Consider the following 24,132-nt stretch of genomic DNA (forward strand, 5'->3'; position numbering starts at 1 on the left):
TCGCCATGCGGATGAATGCCACCTCGAGCTTGAGTCTCTGGAACGCACCGCGCACCGGCGCCCAGCGAATGCAGACGGAGATCGCACAGGGCACCAAGGAGCTCGCCACGGGCCGTCACGCCGATGTCGGCCTCGAACTCGGCAGCCGGACCGGCCTGGCCCTCGGACTGCGCCAGCAGAAATCGGAGCTTCAGGCGCTGCAGGACGGCAATGCCGGGGCGACCCTGCGTCTGAGCACGACCCAGGCGGCGCTCCAGCAGATCCAGGCGGCCGCGGATTCGACCCTCAAGACCCTCATCGGCGTACCGGTGGCGGACCGCGCGGCCGTGGTGAAGGACATGGCCGCGAGCCAGCTCGCGGCGCTGACCGCCGTGCTGAACACCGCCGCCGACGGCCAATCCGTCTTCGGGGGGACCAACACGGGGGCGTCGCCCATGACTGCCTACGGAGCCGGATCGGCGGCGAAGTCGGCCGTCGATGCGGCCTTCACCCTTGCGGGCGGCACGTCCATGAGTGCCGCAGGGATGGAGGCCTTCCTCGCGGAGGGCGGCCCCCTCGACACCCTGTTCGGCAACGGCGCCTGGAAGGCCAACTGGTCGAAGGCGTCGGATACCACCCTCGACAGCCGCATCTCCCTCAGCGAGACCGTGGAGACGTCCGCGACGGCCAATGCGCCCGCCATCCGCCGGCTCGCCATGGCCTACGTCGTCGCGTCGGGCCTCGACCTGTCGCGCCTGCCGGCCGACGTGCAGGCCGTCGCGACCGATCGGGTCGCGGGCCTACTCGGCGAGGCGAGTAAGGGGCTGGTGTCGATCCAGGCCAATCTCGGTCGCGCGCAGGCGCGGATCTCCGATGCGAACACCCGTCTCGATGCGCAGAAGGCGCTCCTCGACAAACAGGTGCAGGCGATGGAGGGGATCGATACCGCCGAGACCAAGACGCGGATCGACCAGCTGACGACCCAGATGCAGATTTCCTACTCCCTAACCGCCCAGCTGCGTCAGCTGAGCCTGGTCTCCTACCTCTGAGGCGACCCTTTCCCGGCGCGGCGGCCTGGCCGGTGCGCGGGACACGACAGCCCCGAAACGCGACAGCGGCGCGGCGGGCCCGGACACAACGAGGCGGATTGCCATGTACCAGTTTTCCTACGCCGAGATTCTGGAAGACGCCCCCGAGATCGGCCGCGAACGCGAGCGCGCCGCCTTCGACCGGGCGCTCGATCTCATGCGCATCGCCGATCATCCGGCGGCGGCCGTGGCCGACCGGACGGCGGCGGCCGAGTTCATCCAGAAACTCTGGGCGGTCCTCATCGACGACCTCACCAGCCCCGAGAACGCCCTGCCCGAGGCCCTGCGCGCCGACCTCGTGTCCCTCGGCCTGTGGAGCATGCGCGAGTCCAATGCCGTCCTCAGCACGCCCACCCATGGCTTCTCCGCGCTGATCGAGGTCAACGCCTCGATCCGCAACGGCCTGCGGTGAGGTCCGGCATGCGCCTGTCCCTGCGCGCCGGCGAGCGGGTCTTCATCAACGGCGCCGTCCTGCGCGTCGACCGCAAGGTCTCCCTCGAACTTCTCAACGATGCGACGTTCCTGCTGGAGACCCACGTGCTCCAGCCCGAAGAGGCGACGACGCCCCTGCGCCAGCTCTACTTCGCGGCCCAGACCATGGTGATGGAGCCCGCCAACGCCGCGCGCGCACGCGACCTCTACCGGACGCTCCAGGCCGGCATCCTCGAGGCCGTGACCGAGCCGGACATCCGCGACGGTCTCGCGGCGGCGGGCGCCTGCGTCGAGGCCGACCGTCTCATCGAGGCGCTCAAGCTGATCCGCGGCCTGTACAGGGCGGAGGCGGCCCTGCTCGCCGAAGCCACCGGCATCGCCGGGCCTGAGCTCTCCGCCCCACCCGCGCGCGGCCCCGGCCGCGCGCCATCTCTTCCCCGCACGGCCTGAAGGCCCTCACCCCGGAGACCCGCTCGTCATGGCCGTCGGAAGCAGCACCAGCACCCCCCCCACACAGACGGCCACGGCCGCCACCGCGGCCAAATCCGCGAGCGGCGTCGCTGCCTCGATGAACGCGGACACGTTCCTGACCCTGCTCATGGCGCAGCTGAAGAACCAGGATCCGACGAAGCCGATGGATTCCACCGCCTATGTCGGTGAGCTCGCCACGTTCTCGCAGGTCGAGCAGGCGACGAAGACCAACTCCAAGCTCGATTCCCTGCTGTCCTCGAGCTTCCTCTCGCAGGCGGACCAGATCATCGGCCGCACCATCACGTCCGCCGACGGCAACACCACCGGCGAGGTCCAGTCCGTGAAGATCACGAGCGAAGGCGCGCTCGCCCGCCTCACCAACGGCAAGGACGTCCTGCTCGCCGAGGGCATCTCGCTCTCGCAGTGAGGCCCACTCACCCCACGGGTGAAATCCGTGTAGGACCGACAACGGGCGGGACGCGGCAGCGACCCATCAGGGATCACCACGCGAGAAAGGTCAGCGGATGAACGAGGTCGATGCCCTCGAACTCGTGCGCGCCGCGATCTGGACGGTGATCGTCGGCGCCGGCCCGGCGATCGGCGCGGCGATGCTCATCGGCATCGCCATCGCGCTACTGCAGGCGCTCACACAGATCCAGGAGGTCACCCTGACCTTCGTACCGAAGATCGTGGTGATCCTGCTCGTGCTCCTCATCACCTCGTCGTTCATCGGCGGCCAGATCTCGACCTTCGCCGAGGCCACCTACGGGCGCATCGTCACGGGGTTCTGACGGGCGTCGCCGGTGCCCCCCGGCGGTCTTCGCGGGCCGCTGGGCGAATGCCGGTCCGGCGTCAGGAATTGTAGGTCACCAGGGCGACCACCCACGACCCATGTTCATGCACGAGGGTATGGGCGTCGGTGTCGTTCGCCGTGGCGCGATCCGGATCGGACTTCTCGATCTTGTAGACGTCGTAGCTCGCGGACTTGCTCGCGGGACCGACGTGACCGAAGCCGCGGGGAGCCCGTCGGAATTGGCGGTCGAACAGACAGACCGCGTCGACGGGCGAATCGACATCGCCGGCCTGACCAAACCGAGCCGTGTCGCCGTAGACCTGTCCCGTCGCCTTTTCGATCGCGATGAAGCGCGCCATTCCAATCCTCAATTGTGACCCTGCGGCCGAGGTGGTGCTACGGAGCGCCCGCTGCAAGCGCGAGGCCTCAATTGATCGGAGAGCCATCCGGCCGCGCCGAGTGGGGGAAGCCCCAGCACAAAGCGCTCGGGAGGAGGCGGAACGCGTGCTTCGCTTTCCTGCGGCACGGCGTTCCTACGACACGGCCTTCAGCTTGTCGGCCATGGCCTGCACCTTGTCCCGGCGCGACGAGAACGTCATCGTGAAGAACACGCGGTCGACACCGAGTTCGGCAAGGCGGGCCTCGCAGGCTTCGGCGAGTGCGCAGATCTCGCTCAGTTCACCCTCGATGTTGGTGCCGTTGGCATGCATCTCGGCGGTGAGCGGGCTGGCGTCGATGATCGCCTTGATTTCCCGCACGTAGGGCGAGACCGACGGGCCGACCCCCATGGGAACGATGCACAGATCCGCCACGACCTTCATGTGACGACTTTCATGGGCTTGTCTCCCGTGCGCCCGACCTTCGGGCGAGGCGCCCTTCTATCACGGCCGGCCGTGCCCGGGGCGATGAAGCGGCACGCCCCCATCCCCACGCAAGCTTGAACCGCGACAAGGCCCCGTTCATTCACGGGGTAGGCATCCGCCATGGCGGCAAGCGACGCGATCGTCATCGAGCGCAAGTCCCAGCGGGATATCGGCTTTGCCGCCGGGATCATCGCCATCCTGGCGATCCTGTTCCTGCCGGTGCCGGCGATCCTCCTCGACATCGGGCTTGCCTTCTCCATCGCCCTGTCGGTGCTGATCCTGATGGTGGCCCTCTGGATCAAGAAGCCGCTCGAATTCTCGGCCTTCCCCACGGTGCTGCTCATCGCGACCCTGCTGCGCCTCGCGCTCGGCATCGCCACCACGCGACTGATCCTGGCCAACGGCCAGCACGGGGTCTCGGCTGCCGGTCACGTCATCCAGGGCTTCTCGCAGTTCGTGATGAGCGGCGACTTCGTCATCGGCATCGTGGTGTTCCTCATCCTGATCACGGTGAACTTCCTCGTCATCACCAAGGGTGCCACCCGCATCGCCGAGGTCGGGGCGCGCTTCACCCTCGACGCCATCCCCGGCAAGCAGATGGCCATCGACGCCGATCTCAACGCCGGCCTCATCGACGACAAGGAGGCGCAGGGGCGCCGCCGCGAACTCGAGGAGGAGAGCGCGTTCTTCGGCTCCATGGACGGCGCGTCGAAGTTCGTGCGCGGCGAGGCCATCGCCTCGCTCATCACCATCGCGGTCAACGTCTTCGGCGGCATCATCATCGGCACCACCCGCCACGGCATGCCGCTGGGCCAGGCGGCCGACGTGTTCACCAAGCTCTCGGTCGGCGACGGGCTCGTCTCGCAGATCCCGGCCCTGATCGTCTCGCTGGCGGCGGGCCTCCTCGTCTCGAAGGGCGGGACCCGGGGCACCGCTGAGCAGGCGGTAATGGGCCAGCTCGGCGCCTATCCGCGCGCGCTCGCCGTCGCCGCCGCCCTGATGTTCCTGTTCGCCCTGGTGCCGGGCCTGCCCTTCCTGCCGTTCATGGTCCTGTCGGGGCTGATGGCGTTCACCGCCTACGCCATCCCGAAGAAGATCGCCGCGCAGAAGGCCGTGGTCGATGCCCGGACACTCGCCGTCGAGGACCAGAAGCAGCTCGCCGCCCGGGAATCCCTGTCCGTCAAGGAATCGCTCAAGACCCCCGAGATCGAGCTCTGCCTCGGGCGCCAGATCTCGGCCCAGTTCGCCACCTCGCAATCCGAGCTGTCGCATCGGGTCGCGAAGATGCGCCGCAAGTTCGCCCGCCAGTACGGCTTCGTCGTCCCCGACATCAAGCTCACGGACAGCATTGCGCTGGCTCCGAAATCCTACCAGATCCTCATCCACGGCACCGTGGCGGCGACCCAGGAGATCCGCCCAGGCCAACTCCTCGTCGTCGTCGGCGACGGACCCGTCCCGGATGTGCCGAGCGACGAAGTCCGTGAGCCGGCCTTCGGCATGAAGGCCCGCTGGGTGCTCGATTCCTACGGGGCCGAAGTACGGCGCGGCGGCTTCGAGCCCATCGACGGCGCGTCCGTGCTCCTCACCCACCTGTCCGAGGTCATCCGCAACAATCTGCCCCAGCTCCTGTCCTACAAGGACATGCGCGGCCTCCTCGACCGCCTCGACCCCGAGTACAAGCGTCTCCTCGACGAGATCTGCCCGTCGCAGATCTCGTATTCGGGCCTCCAGGCGGTGCTGAAGCTCCTGCTCTCCGAGCGGGTCTCGATCCGCAACCTCCACCTCATTCTCGAGGCGGTCGCCGAGATCACGCCGCACGCCCGCCGCGCCGAACAGATCGCCGAGCACGTGCGCATGCGCATCGCCCAGCAGATCTGCGGCGATCTCGCCGAGAACGGGACGCTCGCGGTGCTGCGGCTCGGCAGCGCCTGGGACCTCTCGTTCCACCAGAGCCTCAAGCGCGACGCCAAGGGCGAGGTCGTCGAGTTCGACATCGATCCGCGCCTCGTCGAGCAGTTCGGCACGGAAGCCGGTGAGGCGATCCGCAAGCACATGCGCGAGACCCGCAGCTTCGCCCTCGTCACCGCGCCGGATGCCCGCCCCTACGTGCGGATGATCATCGAGCGGCTCTACCCGACGCTCGCCGTGCTCTCGCACCTCGAGATCGCCCGGGGGGTGGAGATCCGGTCCCTCGGGACGATCTCGTAAGGCCGCCGCGCGTGGTCGCCGGGGCACCCGAGGGCATTCTGGCCGCCTTCCTGATCTTCTGCCGGGTCGGCGGGTGCCTCCTCGTGGTGCCGGGCTTCTCCAGCCCGCGCGTGCCCGGGCAGGTCCGCCTGCTCATCGCCCTCACGGCGTCGCTGGCCATGACGCCCCTGATCCAGCCGCTGTTCCAGGGCCGGCTGGCGGCACAGGACCCGGCCACCACCCTGGCCTGGATCGCCAGCGAGACCATGACGGGGCTCGTAATCGGCTTTCTCGGACGGATCTTCTTCACGGTGCTGGAAACGGCGATGAATGCCGCCGCCACCATGGTGGGGTTCGGCGGCATGCCGGGCTCCGTGGCCGAGGGGACCGATCCGGTGCCGGCGGTCGAGGCCCTGATCATGATGGCGGCCACCGCCCTGCTGTTCGCCGCAGACCTGCATTGGGAGCTGTTTCGCGGATTGGTCGATTCTTACGCTCGCATCCCGCCGGGCGAGGGCATCGGCACCCAGGCCGCCCTGGTGCGGATCGTCGATCAGATCGGCACCGCCTTCGTGCTGGCGTTGCGCATCACCGCGCCGTTCATCGTCTACGCCGTGGCGGTGAACCTGACCGCCGGCTTCATCAACAAGCTTGTGCCGCAGATCCCGGTCTACTTCATCGCGACGCCGTTCATCATGTTCGGCGGATTGCTGCTGCTCTACTACCTCTCGAACGAGTTCATGACGCAGTTCCTCATGGGTTACGTCGACTACCTGCGACGGGGTTAGGGCATGGCCGTCACCACCCGCCAGCGCCTGGAGCGCGCGCGCCGGCTCCTCACCGTGCAGGAGCAGATGCGGGGGATCGCCGAGCGCGACCTCGCCGCGACTCGGCGCGACCTCGCCCGCGTCGAGGCCGACCGCGCGGCGATGCTCACGACGCTTGCCGGCGAGACCATGCACGGCCTGTTCCTCGATGCCGCCGCGCGCCGGCTCAGGGCCCTGGCCGGGGAGGCGACGCAACTCGACGCCACCGTCACCCATCGGGCCGGGCTCGTGCGCGAGCGGGGCCTCGCCGAGAAGCGCGTCGGGCGCCAGGTCGAGGCGCTGGCCGAAACCCGCGCCCGCGAGCGCGAACGGGCCGACATGCTGGAACAGCTCGACCTGCTGGCCGCCCGTGGCGGCGCCTCGTGAGCCTTCCCGACGCAAGCCTTCCCGACGCAAGCCTTCCCGACGCAAGCCTCCCGAAAGCCACGGGGCCTATCCCCTATCGCCGACGGGCCATTCCCTTCGAAGCGTCGCGGCAGCCATGAGCATCTCCACTCCCACCGACATCGTTCTCGACGTGGCCCGGGCCGCCGATCCGGCGCGCTACCAGGAGGCGACGGCCAAGCTGTCTGCGCCGGGCGCCACCGATCCGGCCGCCTTCAACGACGCGTACCGCATGGCCGGCACGTCCGTGCACATGCCCCTCGACGCGCGCTCGACCCTCACGGCGCTCCAAACCGACAACGTGATCTCGGGCGCGGGCAAAATCGGCGATCCCTACAAGCAGTTCGAGGCCTTCGTCCTGCGCCAATTCGTCGAGACCATGATGCCGTCGAAGGCCGCGTCGGTGTTCGGCAAGGGCAATGCCGGCGGCATCTGGAAGTCGATGCTCGCCGATCAGATCGGCACCCAGGTCGCCAAGGCCGGCGGCCTCGGCATCGCCAAGATGCTGGAGGCCGCGCGTCCCCTGGAGAAGACGTCGCTGGACAAGACCGCCCCGGACAAGATCCGCCCGGCCGGCTCGGTCGATCAAGCGACGGGCGCGTGAAAGGACCGACCATGCTGATCGCATCCCTGAAGCGGCTCGAAGCCGTCGTCGCGGCCGAGACGGAAGCGCTCCTGACCCACCGTCCGTTCGATCAGGAAGCGGTGAACCTGCGCAAGAGTCAGAGCCTCCTCGAACTCACCCGCCTAACCCGGGGCCTCGACCCGGACCAAATCGCGCCCGAGGTCGCCGACCAGCTCGCGCGCCTGAGCCGGGCGTTGAACCGCAACCAGGGCGTCGTCGGCCAGCACCTGCGCGCCGTCGAGGAGATCTCGGAGATCGTCACCCAGGCGATCCGGGATTCGGAATCCGACGGCACCTATTCCGGCCACCTGCGCCGTTGATCCCCTATCGGCACCAGGCGTAAGCGCATGAAGACTGTCCTGACCGGCCTGTGGATCTGCGCCGTCACCATCCTGTCCTGCTACGGGGCGGTGACCTGGGGCAGCGGTCTGTTCGCCAAGAAGGAGGAGCCGTATCTCGAGGGTCTACAGTACCAGAAGCTGCCGCCGATCAATGTTCCCATGGTGGCGGACGGCAAGGTGCAGGGTTACATCGTCGCGGTTCTTGTCTTCACTGCCGATGCGCGGTTGATGCACACTCTTCCGGTGCCACCCAACGCCTTCGTGGTCGACGAGACCTTTCGGCAGATCTACGCCGACCCGCAGATCGATTTCAAACGCCTGTCGCGTTACAACGTCACCCAGCGCCTCGCGGAGGTCCGCAAGGCGGTCAACGCGCGACTCGGCGCCGACGTGGTGAAGGATGTTCTCGTCGAGGAGTTCAACTTCGTCGCCAAGCGCGAAGTCCGCTCGTGACGCGAAGGTCTCCCCGGCCCTGGAGGCCGGAGAGACCAAAAACTACTTCAGGCGGGCGGCGGCCCAGGCGATGTGATCGGCCATGAAGGTCGAGATGAAGTAGTACGAGTGATCGTAGCCCTCGCGCATGTTGAGGGTCAGGGCGATCCCGGCCGACTTGCAGGCCTCGTCGAGCAGCCAGGGGCGAAGGCCGTCGTCGAGGAAGCTGTCGGCCGTACCCTGATCGACCAGGAACTCCGGGAAGCGGTGGCCGTCCTCGATCAGTGCCGTGGCGTCGTGGGCGCGCCATGCGGCGGTGTCGGTTCCGAGGTACTTCTCGAAGGCCGGCTTCGACCATCCGGCCGTGGAGGGCTGGGCGATCGGGGCGAAAGCCGAGCAGGACTTGAAGCGGTCGGGATAGGTCAACGCGATGGTCAGCGCCCCGTGGCCGCCCATGGAGTGGCCGAAGATGCCCTGGCGGGTCATGTCGGCGGGGAATTCCTTGGCGATGAGGGCGGGCAGCTCCTCGGTGACGTAGCTCCACATCCGGTAGTTCGTGGCGTAGGGCGCCTGGGTGGCGTCAACGTAGAACCCGGCGCCGGAGCCGAACTGCCAGTTGCCGTCCTCGTCGGGGATGCCGGCGCCGCGCGGGCTGGTGTCGGGCGCCACGATGATCACGCCGTGCTCGGCCGCCGCCTTGCGGTACTCGCCCTTGTCCATGACGTTGGCGTGGGTGCAGGTGAGGCCCGACAGGTACCACAGCACCGGCACCGGACCGTTCTCGGCCTGGGGCGGCACGAACACCGCGAAGGTCATCGGACAGCCGGTGGTCGTCGCATCGTGCTTGTAGACGCCCTGCGTGCCGCCGTGGGCGCGGGCCTTCGAGATGGTTTCCATGTGTGCTCTCCTGCTGGGGGCATGGATTTTGCTGGGGGCATGGATTTTCCCTCCCCACAAAGGGGGAGGGAGGCAGTGTCAGCCAAGATCCGTCTTAGTAAACCACCACCGACCGGATCGACTTGCCCTCGTGCATGAGGTCGAAGCCGTGGTTGATGTCTTCGAGCGGCATGGTGTGGGTGATCAGATCGTCGATGTTGATCTTGCCCTCCATGTACCAGTCGACGATCTTCGGCACATCGGTGCGGCCGCGCGCGCCGCCGAAGGCCGAGCCCTTCCAGACGCGGCCGGTGACGAGCTGGAACGGACGGGTCGAGATCTCCTTGCCGGCCTCCGCCACGCCGATGACGATCGACTCGCCCCAGCCGCGGTGGCAGCATTCGAGGGCCTGGCGCATGACGTTGACGTTGCCGGTGCAGTCGAACGAGAAATCGGCGCCGCCGCCCGTGGCGTCGAGGATCGCCGCGACGACGTGATCGTTGCCGACCTCCTTCGGATTGATGAAGTGGGTCATGCCGAACTTGCGGGCCATCTCCTGCTTGTCCGGATTGATGTCGACGCCGATGATCTTGTCGGCACCGACCATCCGGGCGGCCTGGAGTACGTTGAGGCCGATGCCGCCGAGGCCGAACACCACCACGTTGGCGCCGGGCCAGACCTTGGCGGTGTAGATCACCGCGCCGATGCCGGTGGTGACGCCGCAGCCGATGTAGCAGATCTTGTCGAAGGGGGCGTCTTCGCGGATCTTCGCCAGGGCGATGGCGGGGAGGACCGTGAAGTTCGAGAAGGTCGAGCAGCCCATGTAGTGGAACACGGAGTTCGAGCCGCCCGGGCTGCCGCCGGTGGAGACGCAGGAGAAGCGCGAGGTGCCGTCCGGCATCACGCCCTGGCCCTGCGTCGCGCGGATCGCGGTGCAGAGGTTGGTGCGCTGCGACAGGCAGGACTTACAGCTGCGACATTCGGGCGTGTAGAGCGGGATGACGTGGTCGCCGACCTTGAGGTCCGTGACGCCGGCGCCGACTTCGCGGACGATGCCCGCGCCCTCGTGGCCGAGGATCGCCGGGAATTTGCCCTCGGAATCGAGGCCCGACAGGGTGTAGGCGTCGGTGTGGCAGATGCCCGTGGCCATGAGTTCGACGAGAACCTCGCCGGCCTTGGGTCCTTCGATATCGATCGTCTCGATGGTGAGGGGCTTCTTGGCCTCCCACGCCACCGCTGCGCGCGTCTTCATACGGATGCTTCTCTTGTGCTTGGCGATCACGGGCGGCGCCGAACTGCCGACTCTTCGGCTCGCGGCATCTTGACGATGGCGATCCGAACGGCCCGAAAATCTGGGTCGTGTGATGATGGTTATGGCGCGGATATGCAACGCCTTGACCGCGCCGTGTCGCGCGGACCTGCCTTGCGCCGTTTGCTCGGGATCAGCGTCCCGCGAGCAGGCCCGACACCGCCGCCTCGGTCACGAGGCGGGCGAGGCGCGCTTCCCCGGATGCATCGGACCCGAGGATGACGCCGCCGCAGGCCCCGGTCCGGCCCGCGATGGCGTAGCGCAGGACGCTCGCCGGTCGGAGCGGCCCGCCGCCGTCCGAGACGAAGCCGCGCAGACCGCCCGGGTGTTCGTTGCAGCCGATGGCGAGGGACAAGCCCGCCGTCCGGCCCGTCAGCGCCACGGGCACGACGGAGAGTCGGGCGCGGCCGGACTGCGCCATGGCCCGGCGCGGGCCGGCCAGGGCCGCGACGATGTCGGGGCCGAAATGGACGAGGCCCTCGAACGTCACCGGCCCGTCACCGGCCGTGAACCGGTCGAGCACGGCGAGGCCCGAAAGGTCGTCGAGGAGGACGAAGACGCGGCGGTGATCGTAGGCCGGCCCGTGCACGGTGGTGGCGATGGCGCAGGCCTGGGCGCCGTCGAGGCGGATGGCCCCGGCGAGCCGGGCCGCGCCGGCCCCGGGTTCACACCCGTCCGGCCAGGCGACGTTGTGGCCATGGGCCGACAGGATGTGGTGGCGTGCCGGCCCGGTCTCGATCTGTGCCGAGCTCCCGGCCTCGACGACCCAGCGCACGCCCTCGCTGGCATGGACGAAGGAGGTGCAGTCGCGGTGCCCCTGACCGGTGGAGGTCTGGCCCGTGAACGTGCAGGCGAAGTGGGACCAGCCCCGTCCGGGGGCATCCGAGCGGGCCGCGATCATGTCCGTCCCGGCATCCGACGGCAGGGGCGGGGCACTCGCGGCGGGGCGACCGCGCGGGTCGCGGCGCTCGGCCACCAAGGTGCTTCCGGAGCGTGCCACGAGGCGCCCGATCCAGCCCGCCGCATCGCCGTTGGCGGGCGTATCGCCGAAGGGCGGCAGGCGTCCCCCCGGATCGAGGAGGCCCGCGAGGCCCGGCAGGACCTTGGCGACCCGGCCTGAGAGAAACCCCGCGAGGCCGTCGTCACCCACGCTCCGGGCGAGCACCCGCAGGAGGGTCGCGAGTTCGAGGCGCTGGTGGAGGGACGGCGCCGCGAAACGCCCCTCGGCGTCGAGCTGGCTCTCCACGCCGGCGCGCAGGCCCGCCTCGGCGAGGCCGAGCCAATGGGCGGCCAGGGGCAGGCGCGGCAGGGCGCGGGCGACGCCGTGCAGCACCGCCGCCGCCTGAATCTGGTGCAGCGAGCGCCCGAAGGTGTTCTGGCCGACGATCTCGGCAAGGGCGAAGCCATGGCGCACCACCTCGCCCGTCAGCACCAGGGCGGCGGCACTGCCCGGCGTGCCCGCACGCCCGAGGAGATGGACGAGGGTTTCGGTGCGGGTCGCAAGGGCCGAGGGGTGCAGGGCGAGGCCGTCGGCGGGCGACCCCCACGGGTTGGCCCGCGACCACGACACGGCGAGGCCGAGGGCCGTGGCCGCTCCCCCGGGCGTCCCCGCCAGGGCGACGAGCCAGCCGAGACCCTGGTATTCGATCCGCCATGCCACCGACCGGAAGGGGTCTTCGCTCCAGTCGGGTCGCTCGGGCACCGTCCACGCCGTCTGCGAACCGAGGCGCAGGACCCGGTCGAGGCCCGTGCGCGGGGCACCTTCACCGCGCTGGAGATCTCGCGCCAGGGCGAGCACCTGCGGGATCGCGGCCGCCTCCGGGCCCGGGCACCAGCCGGCGATGGAGGCGACGGGCAGGTCGAGGCGCTCGGCGATGCGGGCGAGGAAGTCCGGCGCGTCGAGGGCATCGTCGCCGCACAGGTTCTCCAGGCGCAGGCGATCCTCAAGGGCGATCTCGGGAGCGGCGAGCAGTTCCGCGTCCGGGCTCCCGGCGTCCCAGGTGGCAAACCCCACTTCGACCCGCTCCGCACCCGGCACGGGGGCGAGTTCCAGGGTGAAGCGCCGGGCCTGCTGGTGCGCGGAGAGATCAACGAGGGCCCCGAGGGACGGCACCGAGATCGTGCCCGGATAGGGCGGTTCCAGCGCGGCGCCGGCGGCGTCCCGGTAGACCACGCGCGCCAGGGCCGCGTGGCTCCGCGGGACGGCCGTGAAGATCTGTCCCCGCAGGACGAGACCGCAGCCCGGCACCAGGGCATGGACGATCCAGTCCGGCTCCGGCGCGAGGCGGCGACGCACGCGCGGGGAAGGGGAGGGGCCGCCCTGGGCCAGGGTGGCCTCCGCCACCGTGAACGGGCTTGTGTTGCGCCAAGAGCGGATGGTGACGGTGATCGCGGCGGCGGGGGCCGGCAGCAGGAAGGCCAGCCGGCAGATGCCGGCGCGCAGGGCCCGGGCCTCCGCCGGCAGGTAGGCCGGTCCGGGAATCCAGGTGCCGTGCGGGTCGAGGAGGGTCCGGTCGAGGCCCGGCACGTGGTCGAAATCGAGGCTCGATCCGTCGGGGGCCAGGCAATCGATCCCCACGAGGGCGAAATCCAGGGCGCCCGCGGCGGCTTCCTCCGCGTCCCAGCCGAGCCGGAAACGCAGGCTGCACCACGCGTCGCCGGTGAGGTCGGGGAAACCGAACACCACCCGCGAAAACCGGTTCTTGGCCGGAATCCAGTGCTCGTCCTCGCCGGGGCCGACGGTCGCGCCCGCGGCATGGCGGGACGCCTGCGGGCGTCGGGCGTCGGGACCGCTCAAGCGGATCGACCGGGGACGCGGGGCGGAAACGGGACCGGCATGGGACGCCTGATGAGAGGGCTCGGCGCGTGGGCGCAGCACGATCGAAGGGAGGGTGGCACTGAGGCGCAGCCGATGACCCTGTCAAGCCGCAGGCCGGGCCACGTCGCGCGTCAGCCTGGGACAAGATTGGTTCCCTAGGAAGCGGATATCGAATGCATTCGGAGCGCGCGGTGACAGGCGTCTATCTTTTCGACCTCGCCTCGCAGCAGGCCCGGTATCTCGGCGTGCGGCAGGCGACCATCGCCAGCAACGTGGCGAACGCCAACACACCCGAATACAAGGCCCGCGATGTCGTGCCCTTCGCCGACGTGATGGCCCGCACCGGCGCCGCCGGTCTCGCGATGACGGCGAGCACCCACGTCGCCTCGGAAGAGGGACGCATCCCCACGAAGCCCGTCACGGCGGCGGACGCCTGGGATGCCCTGAGCACCGGCAGTTCCGTGAGCCTCGAGCAGGAGATGCTCAAGGCCGGCGAGGTCAGCCGCGACCACGGGCTCAACATGGGGATCGTCAAGGCATTCGACCGGATGCTGAAGGCGGCGGTGCGCAGCTGATGATCGATCCCCTCGCCGCCTCGACCCGTTTCGCCAGTGCCGGCATGGAGGCGCAGTCCTTGCGCCTTCGCATCGCCGCCGAGAACGTCGCCAACGCCCAGTCGGTGGGCGATTCCCCCGGCGCCGACCCCTATTCGCGCAAGACCGTCAGCTTCTCCGCCGCCATGGACCGCGCCGCCGGCGGGTCCAGCGTCAAGCTGCGCAGCATCGGTACCGACACCAGCCCGTTCCGCATCGAGCGCGATCCGGGGAGCCCGGCGGCGGATGCCGAGGGCAACGTCAAGCTGCCCAACGTCAACGCCCTGATCGAGATGGCCGACATCCGCGAGGCCAACCGCTCCTACGAAGCCAACGTGCAGGTGATCAAGCAGGCTCGCGCCATGGTCTCCAGCATCATCGACCTCCTGAGAACGTGAGTTTGCGCCGATGATCGAAGCCCTCGCCTCGCTTTCGGCCTTCGACAGGGCCGCCGGCCTTTCCGGCCCCAGCGCCGCCGCCCCGTTGCGGCCGGCGAGTTTCGCCACCATGCCGGCAGCGTCCACGGGCGGCGCCCTGCCGGGGGCCGATTTCGGCGACGTCATGGCCCAGCTCGCCGCCGGGGTCCGCACCTCGCTGCGCACCGGCGAGGCCACGGCCATCTCGGGGATCCAGGGCAAGGCCTCGACGCAACAGGTCGTGGAGGCGGTGATGTCCGCCGAGCAGAGCCTGCAGACCGCCATCGCCGTACGCGACAAGGTCGTCGCCGCCTATCTCGAACTCAGCCGCATGGCGATCTGAGGTCGGCGCAGCGCCTCACGACAAGAACCGGTTCCCCTTGTTCGGGCTGAGGCTCGAAGGACTCCCAAAACCATGAGAGCACTCGCCATCGCCGCGACGGGCATGAACGCCCAGCAGATGAACCTCGAGGTCATCGCGAACAACATCGCCAACCTGAACACCACCGGGTTCAAGGGCGCGCGGGCCGAGTTCACCGATCTGCTCTATCAGGCCGAGCGCCAGCAGGGCGTCCCGAACCAGGCCGGCCAGGAGCCGGTGCCCGAGGGCGCGATGCTCGGCCTCGGCGTGCGCACGGCCGCCATCCGCAACCTGCACCGGCAGGGGCCGCTCGCCAACACCGCCAATCAGCTCGACATGGCCATCAACGGGCGCGGCTACTTCCAGATCACCAACCCCAACGGCGAGATCAACTACACCCGGGCGGGCTCGTTCAACCGCAACAACACCGGGCAGCTCGTGACCCTCGAGGGCTACACCGTCGAGCCCGCCATCACGATCCCGGCCAACGCCGTCGACGTGGTGATCAACGGGTCCGGTCAGGTCTTCGCCAAGATCGACGGTCAGGTCCAGGCCCAGAACATCGGCCAGCTCTCGCTCGCCAACTTCGCCAACGAATCCGGCCTCGAACCCCTCGGAAACGGCCTCTATCGCGAGACCGCCGCTTCGGGTGCCGCCGTGGTGGGGGTCGCGGGCGACCTGAGCTTCGGCAAGATCCAGCAGGGATACCTCGAGAGCTCCAACGTCGATCCGGTGAAGGAGATCACCAACATGATCACCGCCCAGCGCGCGTTCGAGATGAATTCCAAGGTGATCCAAGCCGCCGACGAAATGGCCGGCACGGTCTCGAAGGGCATCCGCTGAGTCAGCGGGCGCCGCCCATCCCGAACCCACCCCGATTCCGACGCCATCGAACCCGGCCGGCGCCGGCGGACCGCCCGCACCCCGCGCGCCCGCCGCCCGGCCCTTCACAGCGAGGCACGACCACCATGGGCCATACGACTTTCGGCGGCGGATTCGCGGGTGGCCTCACGGGCCTGGCCCTGGCGCTCGCCTGCGCCGTCCCGTTCGGCCCCGTCTCGTCCCGGGCCACCGAACTGCTCCTGCCGGTGCCCACCGTGACGATCTACGCCGGCGACGTGATCAAGCCGGGCATGCTGCGCCTCCAGGCCTACCCCGAGAGCTTCAAGGCGCGTACCGCCGTCATCGACGCGCCCATGGCCATCGCCGGTCGTACGGCGCGGCGGATGCTGCTGCCGGGCGAGCCCGTGCCCGTCAACGCCGTCGAGGATCCCCGCCTCGTGAGCCGCAACGTGGCGACGCAGATCGTGTTCGAGGAGCAGGGCCTGCTCATCACCGCCGTCGGTTCGCCCCTCCAGAACGGGGGACTCGGCGAGACCATCCGGGTGCGCAACGCCGATACGGGACGCATCGTCCTCGGCACGGTGATGGCCGACGGACGCATCCGCACCGGCTCCGGCCAGTGATGCGCCTCTGGTTCCTCGCCCTGGCGCTTGTCCTGGCCGCGCTGCCGGCGCAGGCCATGGGCACGCGCATCAAGGACATCGCCAACCTCAAGGGCGTGCGCGACAACCAGCTCGTGGGCTACGGCCTCGTCACCGGCCTGCAGGGCACGGGCGACACCCTGCGCAACGCCCAGTTCACCGAGCAATCCCTGCAATCCATGCTCGACCGCATGGGCATCAACGTCCGCGATGCGCGCCTGCGCACCCGCAACGTCGCCGCCGTGATGGTGACGGCCGACCTGCCGCCCTACACCGGCACCGGCTCGCGCATCGACGTCACCGTGACCTCCCTCGGCGACGCCACCTCCCTCAAGGGCGGCACCCTGCTGATGACGCCCCTCATGGGCGGCGACAGCCTGACCTACGCCGCCGCCCAGGGACCGCTCGCCGTGTCGGGCTTCGCCGTGGGCGGCGCGGCAGAGACCATCACGCAGGGCGTGCCCACCGCCGGGCGCATCCCCAACGGTGCGATGATCGAGCGCGAGGTGCCGGGCACCTTCCGCGACCTGCCCGAACTCGTGTTCGAACTGAAGAACCCCGACTTCAAGACCGCCACGATGGTGGCCGACGCCATCAACGCCTACGCCCTGCAGCGTTTCCGCCGCCGGGTGGCCACCGCCCGCGACCAGCGCGCCATCGCGCTCATCCGGCCGCCGCAGGTGACGCAGACCCGGTTCATCGCCGAGATCGGCGATGTCACCGTCCAGCCCGATGCGCCGGCCCGCGTCGTGGTGGATCAGCGCACCGGCACGGTGGTGATCGGACGCAACGTGCAGATCTCCACCGTGGCCGTGACGCACGGCAACCTGACCGTACGGGTGACGGAAACCCCCGAGGTGGCCCAGCCGGCCCCGTTCTCCAACGGCGTCACGGCCGTGGTTCCGCGCACGGAGGTCGCCGTCAACGAGCAGTCCGGCCGCATGGCGATCATCGGCGGGTCCGATCTCCAGACCCTGGTGCGGGGCCTCAACAACGTCGGCCTGAAACCCAGCGACATCATCTCGATCCTCCAGGCGGTGAAGACCTCCGGTGCCCTGCAGGCGGAGCTCGTGGTTCAATGAGTTCGACGAAGGCTCTGCGAATCGCCGGCGAGGCGGCCCGGATGGTCGTCCCGGGCCACGCGCGGACGGTTCCGTCCCGGGGGCTTGCCCCGATGGCCGTGCGGATGCTGGTTTGCCTGGGGCTGCTTGCCGTGGCCTCCCTCGCTCTCGGTCCCGTGCGCGCCCAGGGCAGCAAGCCTGAAGGTGGCAAGCCTGCGGTGTCCGGCCTCAATCCCGGCCCGTTTCCGAAGTCGGCTCCGGGCAAGTCCAAACTCGCCGACACCAAACCGATCGACACCAAGCTGGTCGAGTCGAAGCCGGCCGAGGTGGCGCCCGACGCCGTGCGGCTTCCCGAGGTCGCTCAGGTGGCCGAGGTCCGGTTGCCCGAAGCCCCGGCCGCGCCGGAGCCGGCCAGATCCGCGTCCGCCAATGCCCCCCCCGCCAAGCCGTCGCCCTACTGCGCCAGCATCGCGGACGCGGCGGCCGATGCCCGCTTCGCCTGGCAGAAGGAGCAGCTCGCGATCCTGGAAAAGCAGGTCGACGAGCGCATCCGGCGCCTCGAGGAGAAACGCGCCGAGTACGAATCCTGGCTCGCGCGCCGTAACGAGTTCCTCGCCAAGGCCGATACCGGCGTGGTGGCGATCTACCAGAAGATGCGCCCCGACGCCGCCGCCCTCCAGCTCGCGAACATGCCCGACGAGGGCGCGGCCGCGATCCTGACGAAGCTCAACGCCCGCACCGCGAGCGCGATCCTGAGCGAGATGGAGGCGGCCCGCGCCGCCCAGCTCGCCCGGATGATGACCGATGCGGGCAAGAAAGCCCGTGAAAGCGAGAAATCCTGATGCCTGCCACCCGTCTGCGCGCCGGCTTCGTCCTGGCGCTCCTCGCGCCTGGGCTCGGGGCCTGCAACACGCCCATGGCCCAACTCGGCCAGCCGCCCCTCCTCACTCCGATCGGCACGGGCCTGTCCCCGCCGCGCGAGGCCCTGCCCACCACCTTCGGTTCGCTCTCGCGCCGGACCTACCACTCGACTTGGTCGCCCTCGAGCGTCGACCTGTTCCAGGACCCGCGTGCGCGCAACATCGGCGACGTGATCACGGTGTCGATCCTCATCGACGACAAGGCCCAGTTCGGCAATTCGAGCGACCGCTCGCGCAGCCAGAAGTCGAGCCTCGGTTTCGATTTCGGCTACGGCGTCTCGGCGCTCAGCGACAAGGCGACGGCCGATGCGGGCATCCGCTCCGGCACGGAGACCAAGGGAGCGGGCAACATCGACCGGTCCGAGGTGCTGCGCCTGTCGGTCGCCGCCATCGTCACCGAGCAGATGCCCAACGGCAACATGGTGATCTCGGGTTCGCAGGAGGTCCGGGTCAACAACGAGGTGCGCGTGCTCAACGTCGCCGGCATCGTCCGCCCGCGCGACATCTCACGCAAGAACACCATCGACTACGACAAGATCGCCGAGGCGCGCATCTCCTACGGTGGGCGGGGGCGCATCACCGACGTGCAGGGCCCGAGCGTCGGCCAGCAGGTCTTCGAAACCCTGGCCCCGTTCTGACGCCCCCCTGAAGCGGAGACGTACGCGATGGCGGCCAAGGACGACACGAAGAAGGGCGGCGGCAAGGGCTGGATCGCCGCCCTGGCGCTGGTGAGCCTCGTCGCCATCGGCACCGGCGGAGGCTTGGGGATGTATCTCCTCTCCAAGGTCGAGAAGGCCGTCGACAGCAAGACGAAGGAGGCCGAGAGCAAGGCGGTGAAGGTGCTGAAATACACCGGTGATCTGGCCCTGCGCCCCGTCGGCTCCGTGGTGACCAACCTCGCCGATTCGGGTGATGCCTGGGTGCGCCTCGAATCCTCCGTGGTGTTCAAGACCGGCGCCGTCCCCAATCCCGATATCGCGCTGGCCGAGATCCGCGCCGACATCGTCGCGTATCTGCGCACGGTCTCCATGCGCCAGATCGAGGGAGCCAGCGGCCTCCAGCACCTGCGCGAGGACCTCAACGAGCGCGTCGCCCTGCGCACCAAGGGTCAAGTGCGTGAACTGATCGTCGAGATGCTGGTGGTGCAATAGCGGGCACCTTCCCTCCCCCTTGCGAGGAGGAGAGCCGCCAGGATCGACGCGGGCGCGACCAACGGAAAACCCCATGAGACGCATCACCACCCTGGCCTTCGCGGCCGCAGCGACCCTCGCCTTCACGGGCGTGGCCGGCGCGCAGTCGGCCACCGGCCTGCCGGCCCTCGATGCCCTGCTGCCGGCCGGCAACGGCGCCGCGAGCGGGCGCATCCTGCAGCTCGTGGCGCTCCTCACGGTGCTGTCTCTGGCGCCGGGCCTCCTCGTGATGGTGACGAGCTTCACCCGGTTCGCCATCGCGTTCTCGTTCCTGCGCTCGGGGCTCGGCCTGCAAAGCACCCCGGCCAACATCTTCCTCGTGTCGCTGTCCCTGTTCATGACGTTCTACGTCATGTCGCCGACCTTCGACCGGGCCTGGAACGAGGGGCTGCGGCCGCTGACCGAGAACAAGATCACCGAACTCGAGGCGATTCCGAAGATCGTCGAGCCGTTCCGCGAGTTCATGGTGGCGCATGTCCGCCCCAAGGACCTCCAGACCTTTACGGATCTCGCCAGCCGCACCATCCCGAAGGCCGAGGGCGGCGAGACCGTCGACCTGCGCATCCTGATCCCGGCCTTCATGATCTCCGAGTTGCGGCGCGGCTTCGAGATCGGCTTCCTCATCGCCCTGCCGTTCCTCGTCATCGACATGATCGTGTCCACGGTGGTGATGTCCATGGGCATGATGATGCTGCCGCCGACGGTGATTTCCCTGCCGTTCAAGGTGCTGTTCTTCATCCTCATCGACGGCTGGAACATGCTGGTGAGCGGGCTGGTGCGATCATTCTTTTAGGCGTTCCCCCGAAAGGTTCCCGTCCGGCATCGCATTTCGATGATGCGGCGCAATCTCCGCGCAAGGCAGCATCGTGAAAAGGGCTCCATCAGATCGCTGGTCTGAAGCGGAGCAGCCCACCGAATGTCCGGTCTCCAACACGCCGAACGCCTCTGGAACAACATCCTCGCCCTCGGGGGACGGCGGATCGCCGCCCTCTCGCTCATCGGCGTGGTGGTCTTCCTCGCTGTCGGTCTCGGGGCGTACTACCTCAGCCGCCCGGCCCAGGAGACGCTCTACACCGGCCTCAGCCGTGAGGATGTCGGGCGCATCGGCAGCGTCCTGAAGGACGCCAACATCCCGTTCGACGTGAGCGCCGACGGCGCCGCCGTCCTCGTCTCCTACGGCAACACCGCCACGGCCCGCATGCTGCTGGCCGAGAAGGGCCTGCCGCAGAGCGCGAAGTCCGGTTACGAGCTGTTCAACGATCTCGGCTCCCTTGGCATGACCTCGTTCATGCAGGAGGTCACCCGCGTCCGCGCCCTGGAGGGCGAGATCGCCCGCACCATCCAGGGCATGAAGGGCGTGAAGGCCGCCCGCGTCCACATCGTCCTGCCCGACCGCGGTTCGTTCCGCCGCGACCAGCAGCCGCCCTCGGCCTCCGTCGTGGTCCGGACCGAGCCCGCCGACGACGTCAGCGGCGCCCAGTCCATCCGCCACCTCGTCGCCTCGGCGGTGCCCGGCATGAAGCCCGACCGCGTCACCGTGATCGGCTCCGGCGGCTCGCTGCTCCTGTCGGGCGACGACACCAACGCCCAGCCGACCGGCAAGATGGCGACCCTCGAGAAGACCATCGGGCACGAGGTTCAGGACAACATCCGCCGGACCCTGACCCCCTACCTCGGCGTCGGCAATTTCGAGGTGAGCGTCGCCGCCCGCCTCAACACCGACAAGACCGTCAAGAACGAGACGATCTTCAACCCGGACCAGCGCGTCGAGCGCTCGACCCGGGCCGTGCGCGAGACCGAGAACGCCCAGAACCGCAACGCCGCCAAGACCACCTCGGCGGCCCAGAACCTGCCCGACGCCCGCACCCGCTCGGACGGCAACGACTCCTCCAGCAACGAGACCCAGAAGCGCGAGGATCTCACCAACTACGAGATTTCCTCGCAGACGATTCAGACGGTGAGCGACGGCTACGCCATCCGCCAGATCTCCGTCGCGGTCCTCGTCAACCGCGCGCGCCTCGCTTCCCTCGCCGGCCCAGACGCCACCAAGGCCCAGATCGACGCCCAGGTCGCCGAGATCGAGCAGCTCGTCGGCTCGGCCGCCGGCTTCAACAAGGAGCGCGGCGACAACGTCAAGGTCGCGGCCGTCGGCTTCGTCAACGACGGCCAGCCCCTGGAGGCCGTGCCGCCGCTGGGGATCATGGACGTGCTGATGCGCCAGTCGGCCACCCTCATCAACGCCGGCACCATCCTGCTGGTGGCCGGCCTGCTGATCTGGTTCGGCCTGCGCCCGGCCATGCGCGCCATCCTCGAAATCCCCGCCGCCCAGCAGGAAGAGGTTCTGGCGTTGGCCGCCGCGACGGCCGCCGCCAACGGCAACGCGGCCCTTGCCGACGGAACCGCGCCGGGGCTGGCCCTCGGGAACAGCGCCGTCGGCGCCGGCGATGTGCCGAGCCTCGCCGCGCCCGCCGGTGGTGTCGCCGGCATGATCGAGGACCTCGCCGACAAGCTCGCCCGCTCGCCGCAGAAGCGACTGGAGCAGATGATCGAGACCGACGAAGCCCAGGCCGCCGAGATCCTGAAGCGCTGGCTCCTGCGTGAGGCCGCGTGATGGCCCCCGCGATCGCCCGCCTGCTCCCCGACTTCTCCGTCCCCGCGACCGCGTCCCGCCCTCCGGCCGCACCCCGTGCGTCGGCGAATTCCGACGCGTCCGAAGGTCTTGCCGTTCTTCTGCGCGTGCCCTCGCCGGCCGTCCCCGCTCCCCCGCCGGAGGACCGGGCCGCGCTTCTCAAGGACGCCGAAGCCCGTGGCCGGGCCGAGGGGCGCACCCAGGCGCAGGCCGAATCCGCCGCCGCCCTGGCCTTCGCGCAGGCCGATTTCGACGCCCGCCTCGCGGCGGCCCGCGTGGATTGGTGCGCGGCCGAGAGCGATCGCCTCGCTGCCGGATTCTCCGCCGCGATCCATGCCCTCGGGGGCCAGCTCACCGACCGCGTCGGAAATCTGCTGGTGCCGGTGCTGACGGCCGGCCTCCGGCGCCAGGCCGTGGACGAACTCGCCCTGACCCTCGCCCACCTGCTCGGCGATCCGCGCCACGCCCCCGTGCGGATCGGTGGACCGGCCGACCTCCTCGACGCCCTCGCGGGCAAGCTCGGCGCGGTGGAATCGACCGTGGCCTTCAGCCCCTCCGAGACCGTCGAGGTCACGATCCAGTCGGACCAGACTTTGATCGAAACGCAGCTCGGCGCCTGGGCCGGACTGCTCACTGCCGCCGTCGAAGGAGCCTAGTGCGATGGCTGACGATCACCACGAGATCATCATCATCAAGCGCCACGCCGACCACGACGAGGGTCACCACGGCGGCGCCTGGAAGATCGCGCTCGCCGACTTCATGACGGCCATGATGGCCCTGTTCCTGGTGCTGTGGCTCATCGGCTCCACCACCAAGGAGACGAAGACCGCCATCGCCCAGTACTTCAATCCCGTGAAGCTCGCCGACGTCACCTTCGATCGCAAGGGCGTGCGTGATCCCACCAACACCCCCGGCGAGCCGTCCCCCGAGGACGGCAAGGCCGAGGAGGCGGGTGGCAAGGGGGATGGCAAGGCAGAGGGCAAGGGCGACGGCAAGGGCGCCGATGCGGCCCCGGGCAGCCGTGTCCGCGAGTCCGCCCTGTTCCAGGACCCCTACGCGGTCCTGGCCAAGCTCGCGGCGGAGGCCGAAGCCGAATTCTCCAGCGCCGACACCGTCGCCTCCGAGACCGGCGAGCCCGGCATCCGGGGCGGCGAGGCCGCGCGCGATCCGTTCGATCCGCTCTACTGGCAGGTCGCCCCCGTGGCGAAGGCACGGACGGAGCAGCCGGGCTCCGCCGCCACGGTCAGCCCCCTGCCGCAGGAGGGCCGCCTCGACGCGCGTGCCGCGACTGCGCCGGCCAAGGGCACCGCATCGACCGGCGCGCCGAAGCCCGCGCCGATCCAGCTCGCCTCGGCCCTGCCCGAGGACGGCGAGATCCGTTTGCCCGCCCCCCTGCCGATGACCCCGAAGCCCGCCGAGGCCGCCGCGTCGAAGCCCGCCGAGGCCGCCGCGCCGAAGCCCACCAAGGAGAACCGGGAGAAGGAAAACCGGGAGGCGAACGCGGTCAAGGCCGCGGCGGACGCCGCCGAGACGGCAGCCGTCGCCGCCCTCAAGGCCGAGATCGCCAAGGCGGTGCAGACCCAGGGCAACGCCCCGGCGCCCCGTGTCGAGGTCCGGCGTACGGGCGAGGGCATCCTCATCAGCCTCACGGACGATGTGAGTTTCAGCATGTTCGGCGTCGGCTCGGCCGAGCCCCAGGCCAAGGTCGTGCGCGCCCTCGAACAGGTGGCCCGCATCCTCAAGGACCGGCCCGGCCAGGTGATCGTGCGCGGCCACACCGACGGGCGCCCGTTCCGCTCCGAGACCTACGACAACTGGCGCCTGTCCTCGGCTCGGGCCCAGATGGCCTCCTACATGCTCGTGCGCGGCGGCCTCGCCGATGCGCGCCTGGAGCGGATCGAGGGCTACGCCGACCGCCAGCCGCGCAACCCCGCCGACCCGAAGGCGGCCGAGAACCGCCGCATCGAGATTCTTCTGCGCGGGCGACCCGAGTGACATCGGTGCCGAAGGATCGCCGGGGCTCTCATAGTCGCGACGGGCTCCCTCTCCTGGA

Annotated in this window: 28 protein-coding genes and 1 pseudogene; 24 read left to right on the plus strand and 5 right to left on the minus strand. The window is 69.5% G+C overall.

Translation table 11 applies throughout. From position 1 onward, the window contains the following. The first annotated feature begins 5 nt into the window (after window positions 1-5). The 5 genes from ASF52_RS01385 to ASF52_RS01405 all read left to right on the plus strand — a co-directional run bounded on the left by ASF52_RS01385 (window position 6) and on the right by ASF52_RS01405 (window position 2,761). Complete coding sequence (locus ASF52_RS01385; protein ID WP_056166372.1) at window positions 6-1,028, plus strand: flagellar hook-associated family protein; 1,023 nt, start codon at window positions 6-8, stop codon at window positions 1,026-1,028. Window positions 1,029-1,131: 103 nt separating this feature from the next. Next, window positions 1,132-1,479 carry a flagellar biosynthesis regulator FlaF gene (gene flaF, locus ASF52_RS01390; protein WP_056166375.1) on the plus strand — a complete coding sequence of 116 codons (348 nt, stop codon included), beginning with the start codon at window positions 1,132-1,134 and terminating at the stop codon, window positions 1,477-1,479. Between the two features lie 8 nt (window positions 1,480-1,487). Further along, window positions 1,488-1,949: a flagellar biosynthesis repressor FlbT gene (flbT, locus tag ASF52_RS01395; RefSeq protein ID WP_056166377.1), complete on the plus strand. Its 462-nt coding sequence runs from the start codon at window positions 1,488-1,490 to the stop codon at window positions 1,947-1,949. A gap of 28 nt (window positions 1,950-1,977) precedes the next feature. Continuing rightward, window positions 1,978-2,397: a flagellar hook assembly protein FlgD gene (gene flgD / locus ASF52_RS01400; protein WP_056166380.1), complete on the plus strand. Its 420-nt coding sequence runs from the start codon at window positions 1,978-1,980 to the stop codon at window positions 2,395-2,397. A 97-nt stretch (window positions 2,398-2,494) separates the two neighbouring features. Further along, entirely contained in the window at window positions 2,495-2,761 is a 267-nt protein-coding gene (locus tag ASF52_RS01405) for a flagellar biosynthetic protein FliQ (protein ID WP_056166382.1), read from the plus strand. A 61-nt stretch (window positions 2,762-2,822) separates the two neighbouring features. On the opposite strand, the gene ASF52_RS01410 is transcribed toward ASF52_RS01405, so the two are convergent. Continuing rightward, the gene (locus tag ASF52_RS01410) at window positions 2,823-3,122 is read right to left on the minus strand and encodes a hypothetical protein (protein WP_056166384.1); all 300 of its coding nucleotides are present in this window, start codon (window positions 3,120-3,122) and stop codon (window positions 2,823-2,825) included. A 174-nt stretch (window positions 3,123-3,296) separates the two neighbouring features. After that, the gene (locus ASF52_RS01415) at window positions 3,297-3,584 is read right to left on the minus strand and encodes an MTH1187 family thiamine-binding protein (RefSeq protein ID WP_056166388.1); all 288 of its coding nucleotides are present in this window, start codon (window positions 3,582-3,584) and stop codon (window positions 3,297-3,299) included. Window positions 3,585-3,746: 162 nt separating this feature from the next. Here ASF52_RS01415 and flhA point away from each other — a divergent pair, with 162 nt between their 5' ends. The 6 genes from flhA (at window position 3,747) to ASF52_RS01445 (ending at window position 8,443) form a co-directional block, all read left to right on the plus strand. Beyond that, complete coding sequence (gene flhA, locus ASF52_RS01420; protein ID WP_056166391.1) at window positions 3,747-5,834, plus strand: flagellar biosynthesis protein FlhA; 2,088 nt, start codon at window positions 3,747-3,749, stop codon at window positions 5,832-5,834. Between the two features lie 11 nt (window positions 5,835-5,845). After that, the gene (gene fliR, locus ASF52_RS01425) at window positions 5,846-6,601 is read left to right on the plus strand and encodes a flagellar biosynthesis protein FliR (RefSeq protein ID WP_056166392.1); all 756 of its coding nucleotides are present in this window, start codon (window positions 5,846-5,848) and stop codon (window positions 6,599-6,601) included. A gap of 3 nt (window positions 6,602-6,604) precedes the next feature. Continuing rightward, the gene (locus ASF52_RS01430; RefSeq protein ID WP_056166395.1) at window positions 6,605-7,006 is read left to right on the plus strand and encodes a hypothetical protein; all 402 of its coding nucleotides are present in this window, start codon (window positions 6,605-6,607) and stop codon (window positions 7,004-7,006) included. Between the two features lie 115 nt (window positions 7,007-7,121). Then, window positions 7,122-7,628: a rod-binding protein gene (locus ASF52_RS01435; protein ID WP_082478754.1), complete on the plus strand. Its 507-nt coding sequence runs from the start codon at window positions 7,122-7,124 to the stop codon at window positions 7,626-7,628. Window positions 7,629-7,639: 11 nt separating this feature from the next. Continuing rightward, on the plus strand, window positions 7,640-7,969 hold the full coding sequence (locus tag ASF52_RS01440) for a hypothetical protein (protein WP_056166399.1): 330 nt from the start codon (window positions 7,640-7,642) through the stop codon (window positions 7,967-7,969). A gap of 27 nt (window positions 7,970-7,996) precedes the next feature. Next, on the plus strand, window positions 7,997-8,443 hold the full coding sequence (locus tag ASF52_RS01445) for a hypothetical protein (protein ID WP_056166402.1): 447 nt from the start codon (window positions 7,997-7,999) through the stop codon (window positions 8,441-8,443). Between the two features lie 42 nt (window positions 8,444-8,485). Here ASF52_RS01445 and fghA read toward each other — a convergent pair whose 3' ends face one another. The 3 genes from fghA to ASF52_RS01460 all read right to left on the minus strand — a co-directional run bounded on the left by fghA (window position 8,486) and on the right by ASF52_RS01460 (window position 13,404). Further along, a complete protein-coding gene (fghA, locus tag ASF52_RS01450) occupies window positions 8,486-9,319 on the minus strand; it encodes an S-formylglutathione hydrolase (protein WP_056166405.1) in 834 nt (277 codons plus the stop codon). A gap of 94 nt (window positions 9,320-9,413) precedes the next feature. Then, a complete protein-coding gene (locus ASF52_RS01455) occupies window positions 9,414-10,550 on the minus strand; it encodes an S-(hydroxymethyl)glutathione dehydrogenase/class III alcohol dehydrogenase (RefSeq protein WP_056166932.1) in 1,137 nt (378 codons plus the stop codon). 190 nt (window positions 10,551-10,740) lie between these two features. Beyond that, window positions 10,741-13,404 carry a heparinase II/III domain-containing protein gene (locus tag ASF52_RS01460; protein ID WP_056166407.1) on the minus strand — a complete coding sequence of 888 codons (2,664 nt, stop codon included), beginning with the start codon at window positions 13,402-13,404 and terminating at the stop codon, window positions 10,741-10,743. Between the two features lie 194 nt (window positions 13,405-13,598). Between ASF52_RS01460 and flgB the strand changes: the two genes are divergently transcribed. From flgB to ASF52_RS01525, 13 genes and pseudogenes are all read left to right on the plus strand, one after another. After that, entirely contained in the window at window positions 13,599-14,000 is a 402-nt protein-coding gene (flgB, locus tag ASF52_RS01465) for a flagellar basal body rod protein FlgB (RefSeq protein WP_082478753.1), read from the plus strand. Further along, the gene (gene flgC, locus ASF52_RS01470; protein WP_056166410.1) at window positions 14,000-14,416 is read left to right on the plus strand and encodes a flagellar basal body rod protein FlgC; all 417 of its coding nucleotides are present in this window, start codon (window positions 14,000-14,002) and stop codon (window positions 14,414-14,416) included. The genes flgB and flgC overlap by 1 nt, the downstream gene beginning before the upstream one ends. 10 nt (window positions 14,417-14,426) lie before the next feature. Then, entirely contained in the window at window positions 14,427-14,777 is a 351-nt protein-coding gene (locus tag ASF52_RS01475; RefSeq protein WP_056166413.1) for a flagellar hook-basal body complex protein FliE, read from the plus strand. 72 nt (window positions 14,778-14,849) lie between these two features. Beyond that, a complete protein-coding gene (flgG, locus tag ASF52_RS01480) occupies window positions 14,850-15,638 on the plus strand; it encodes a flagellar basal-body rod protein FlgG (protein WP_056166416.1) in 789 nt (262 codons plus the stop codon). Window positions 15,639-15,763: 125 nt separating this feature from the next. Further along, the gene (flgA, locus tag ASF52_RS01485) at window positions 15,764-16,261 is read left to right on the plus strand and encodes a flagellar basal body P-ring formation chaperone FlgA (protein WP_082483590.1); all 498 of its coding nucleotides are present in this window, start codon (window positions 15,764-15,766) and stop codon (window positions 16,259-16,261) included. After that, window positions 16,261-17,361, plus strand: coding sequence for a flagellar basal body P-ring protein FlgI (gene flgI, locus ASF52_RS01490; RefSeq protein ID WP_056166419.1), 1,101 nt, complete (start codon window positions 16,261-16,263; stop codon window positions 17,359-17,361). Before flgA ends, flgI begins: the two co-directional genes overlap by 1 nt. 428 nt (window positions 17,362-17,789) lie before the next feature. Further along, window positions 17,790-18,182 (plus strand): annotated as a pseudogene (locus tag ASF52_RS23585) (MotE family protein); the annotation flags it as partial. Next, window positions 18,182-18,898 (plus strand): flagellar basal body L-ring protein FlgH, encoded by a 717-nt coding sequence (gene flgH / locus ASF52_RS01500; protein WP_056166424.1) that lies wholly within the window; start codon window positions 18,182-18,184, stop codon window positions 18,896-18,898. The pseudogene ASF52_RS23585 and the gene flgH, both read left to right, overlap by 1 nt. Window positions 18,899-18,925: 27 nt before the next feature. Next, window positions 18,926-19,411 (plus strand): flagellar basal body-associated FliL family protein, encoded by a 486-nt coding sequence (locus ASF52_RS01505; protein ID WP_056166427.1) that lies wholly within the window; start codon window positions 18,926-18,928, stop codon window positions 19,409-19,411. A 73-nt stretch (window positions 19,412-19,484) separates the two neighbouring features. Then, window positions 19,485-20,243 (plus strand): flagellar type III secretion system pore protein FliP, encoded by a 759-nt coding sequence (fliP, locus tag ASF52_RS01510; protein WP_056166428.1) that lies wholly within the window; start codon window positions 19,485-19,487, stop codon window positions 20,241-20,243. Between the two features lie 123 nt (window positions 20,244-20,366). Further along, a complete protein-coding gene (gene fliF / locus ASF52_RS01515) occupies window positions 20,367-22,061 on the plus strand; it encodes a flagellar basal-body MS-ring/collar protein FliF (RefSeq protein WP_056166431.1) in 1,695 nt (564 codons plus the stop codon). Next, window positions 22,061-22,735, plus strand: coding sequence for a hypothetical protein (locus ASF52_RS01520; RefSeq protein ID WP_056166436.1), 675 nt, complete (start codon window positions 22,061-22,063; stop codon window positions 22,733-22,735). The genes fliF and ASF52_RS01520 overlap by 1 nt, the downstream gene beginning before the upstream one ends. Window positions 22,736-22,739: 4 nt before the next feature. Continuing rightward, window positions 22,740-24,074 (plus strand): MotB family protein, encoded by a 1,335-nt coding sequence (locus ASF52_RS01525; protein ID WP_056166439.1) that lies wholly within the window; start codon window positions 22,740-22,742, stop codon window positions 24,072-24,074. Window positions 24,075-24,132 lie beyond the last annotated feature (58 nt).

It is taken from the genome of Methylobacterium sp. Leaf112, from assembly GCF_001423295.1.
GTDB lineage: Bacteria > Pseudomonadota > Alphaproteobacteria > Rhizobiales > Beijerinckiaceae > Methylobacterium.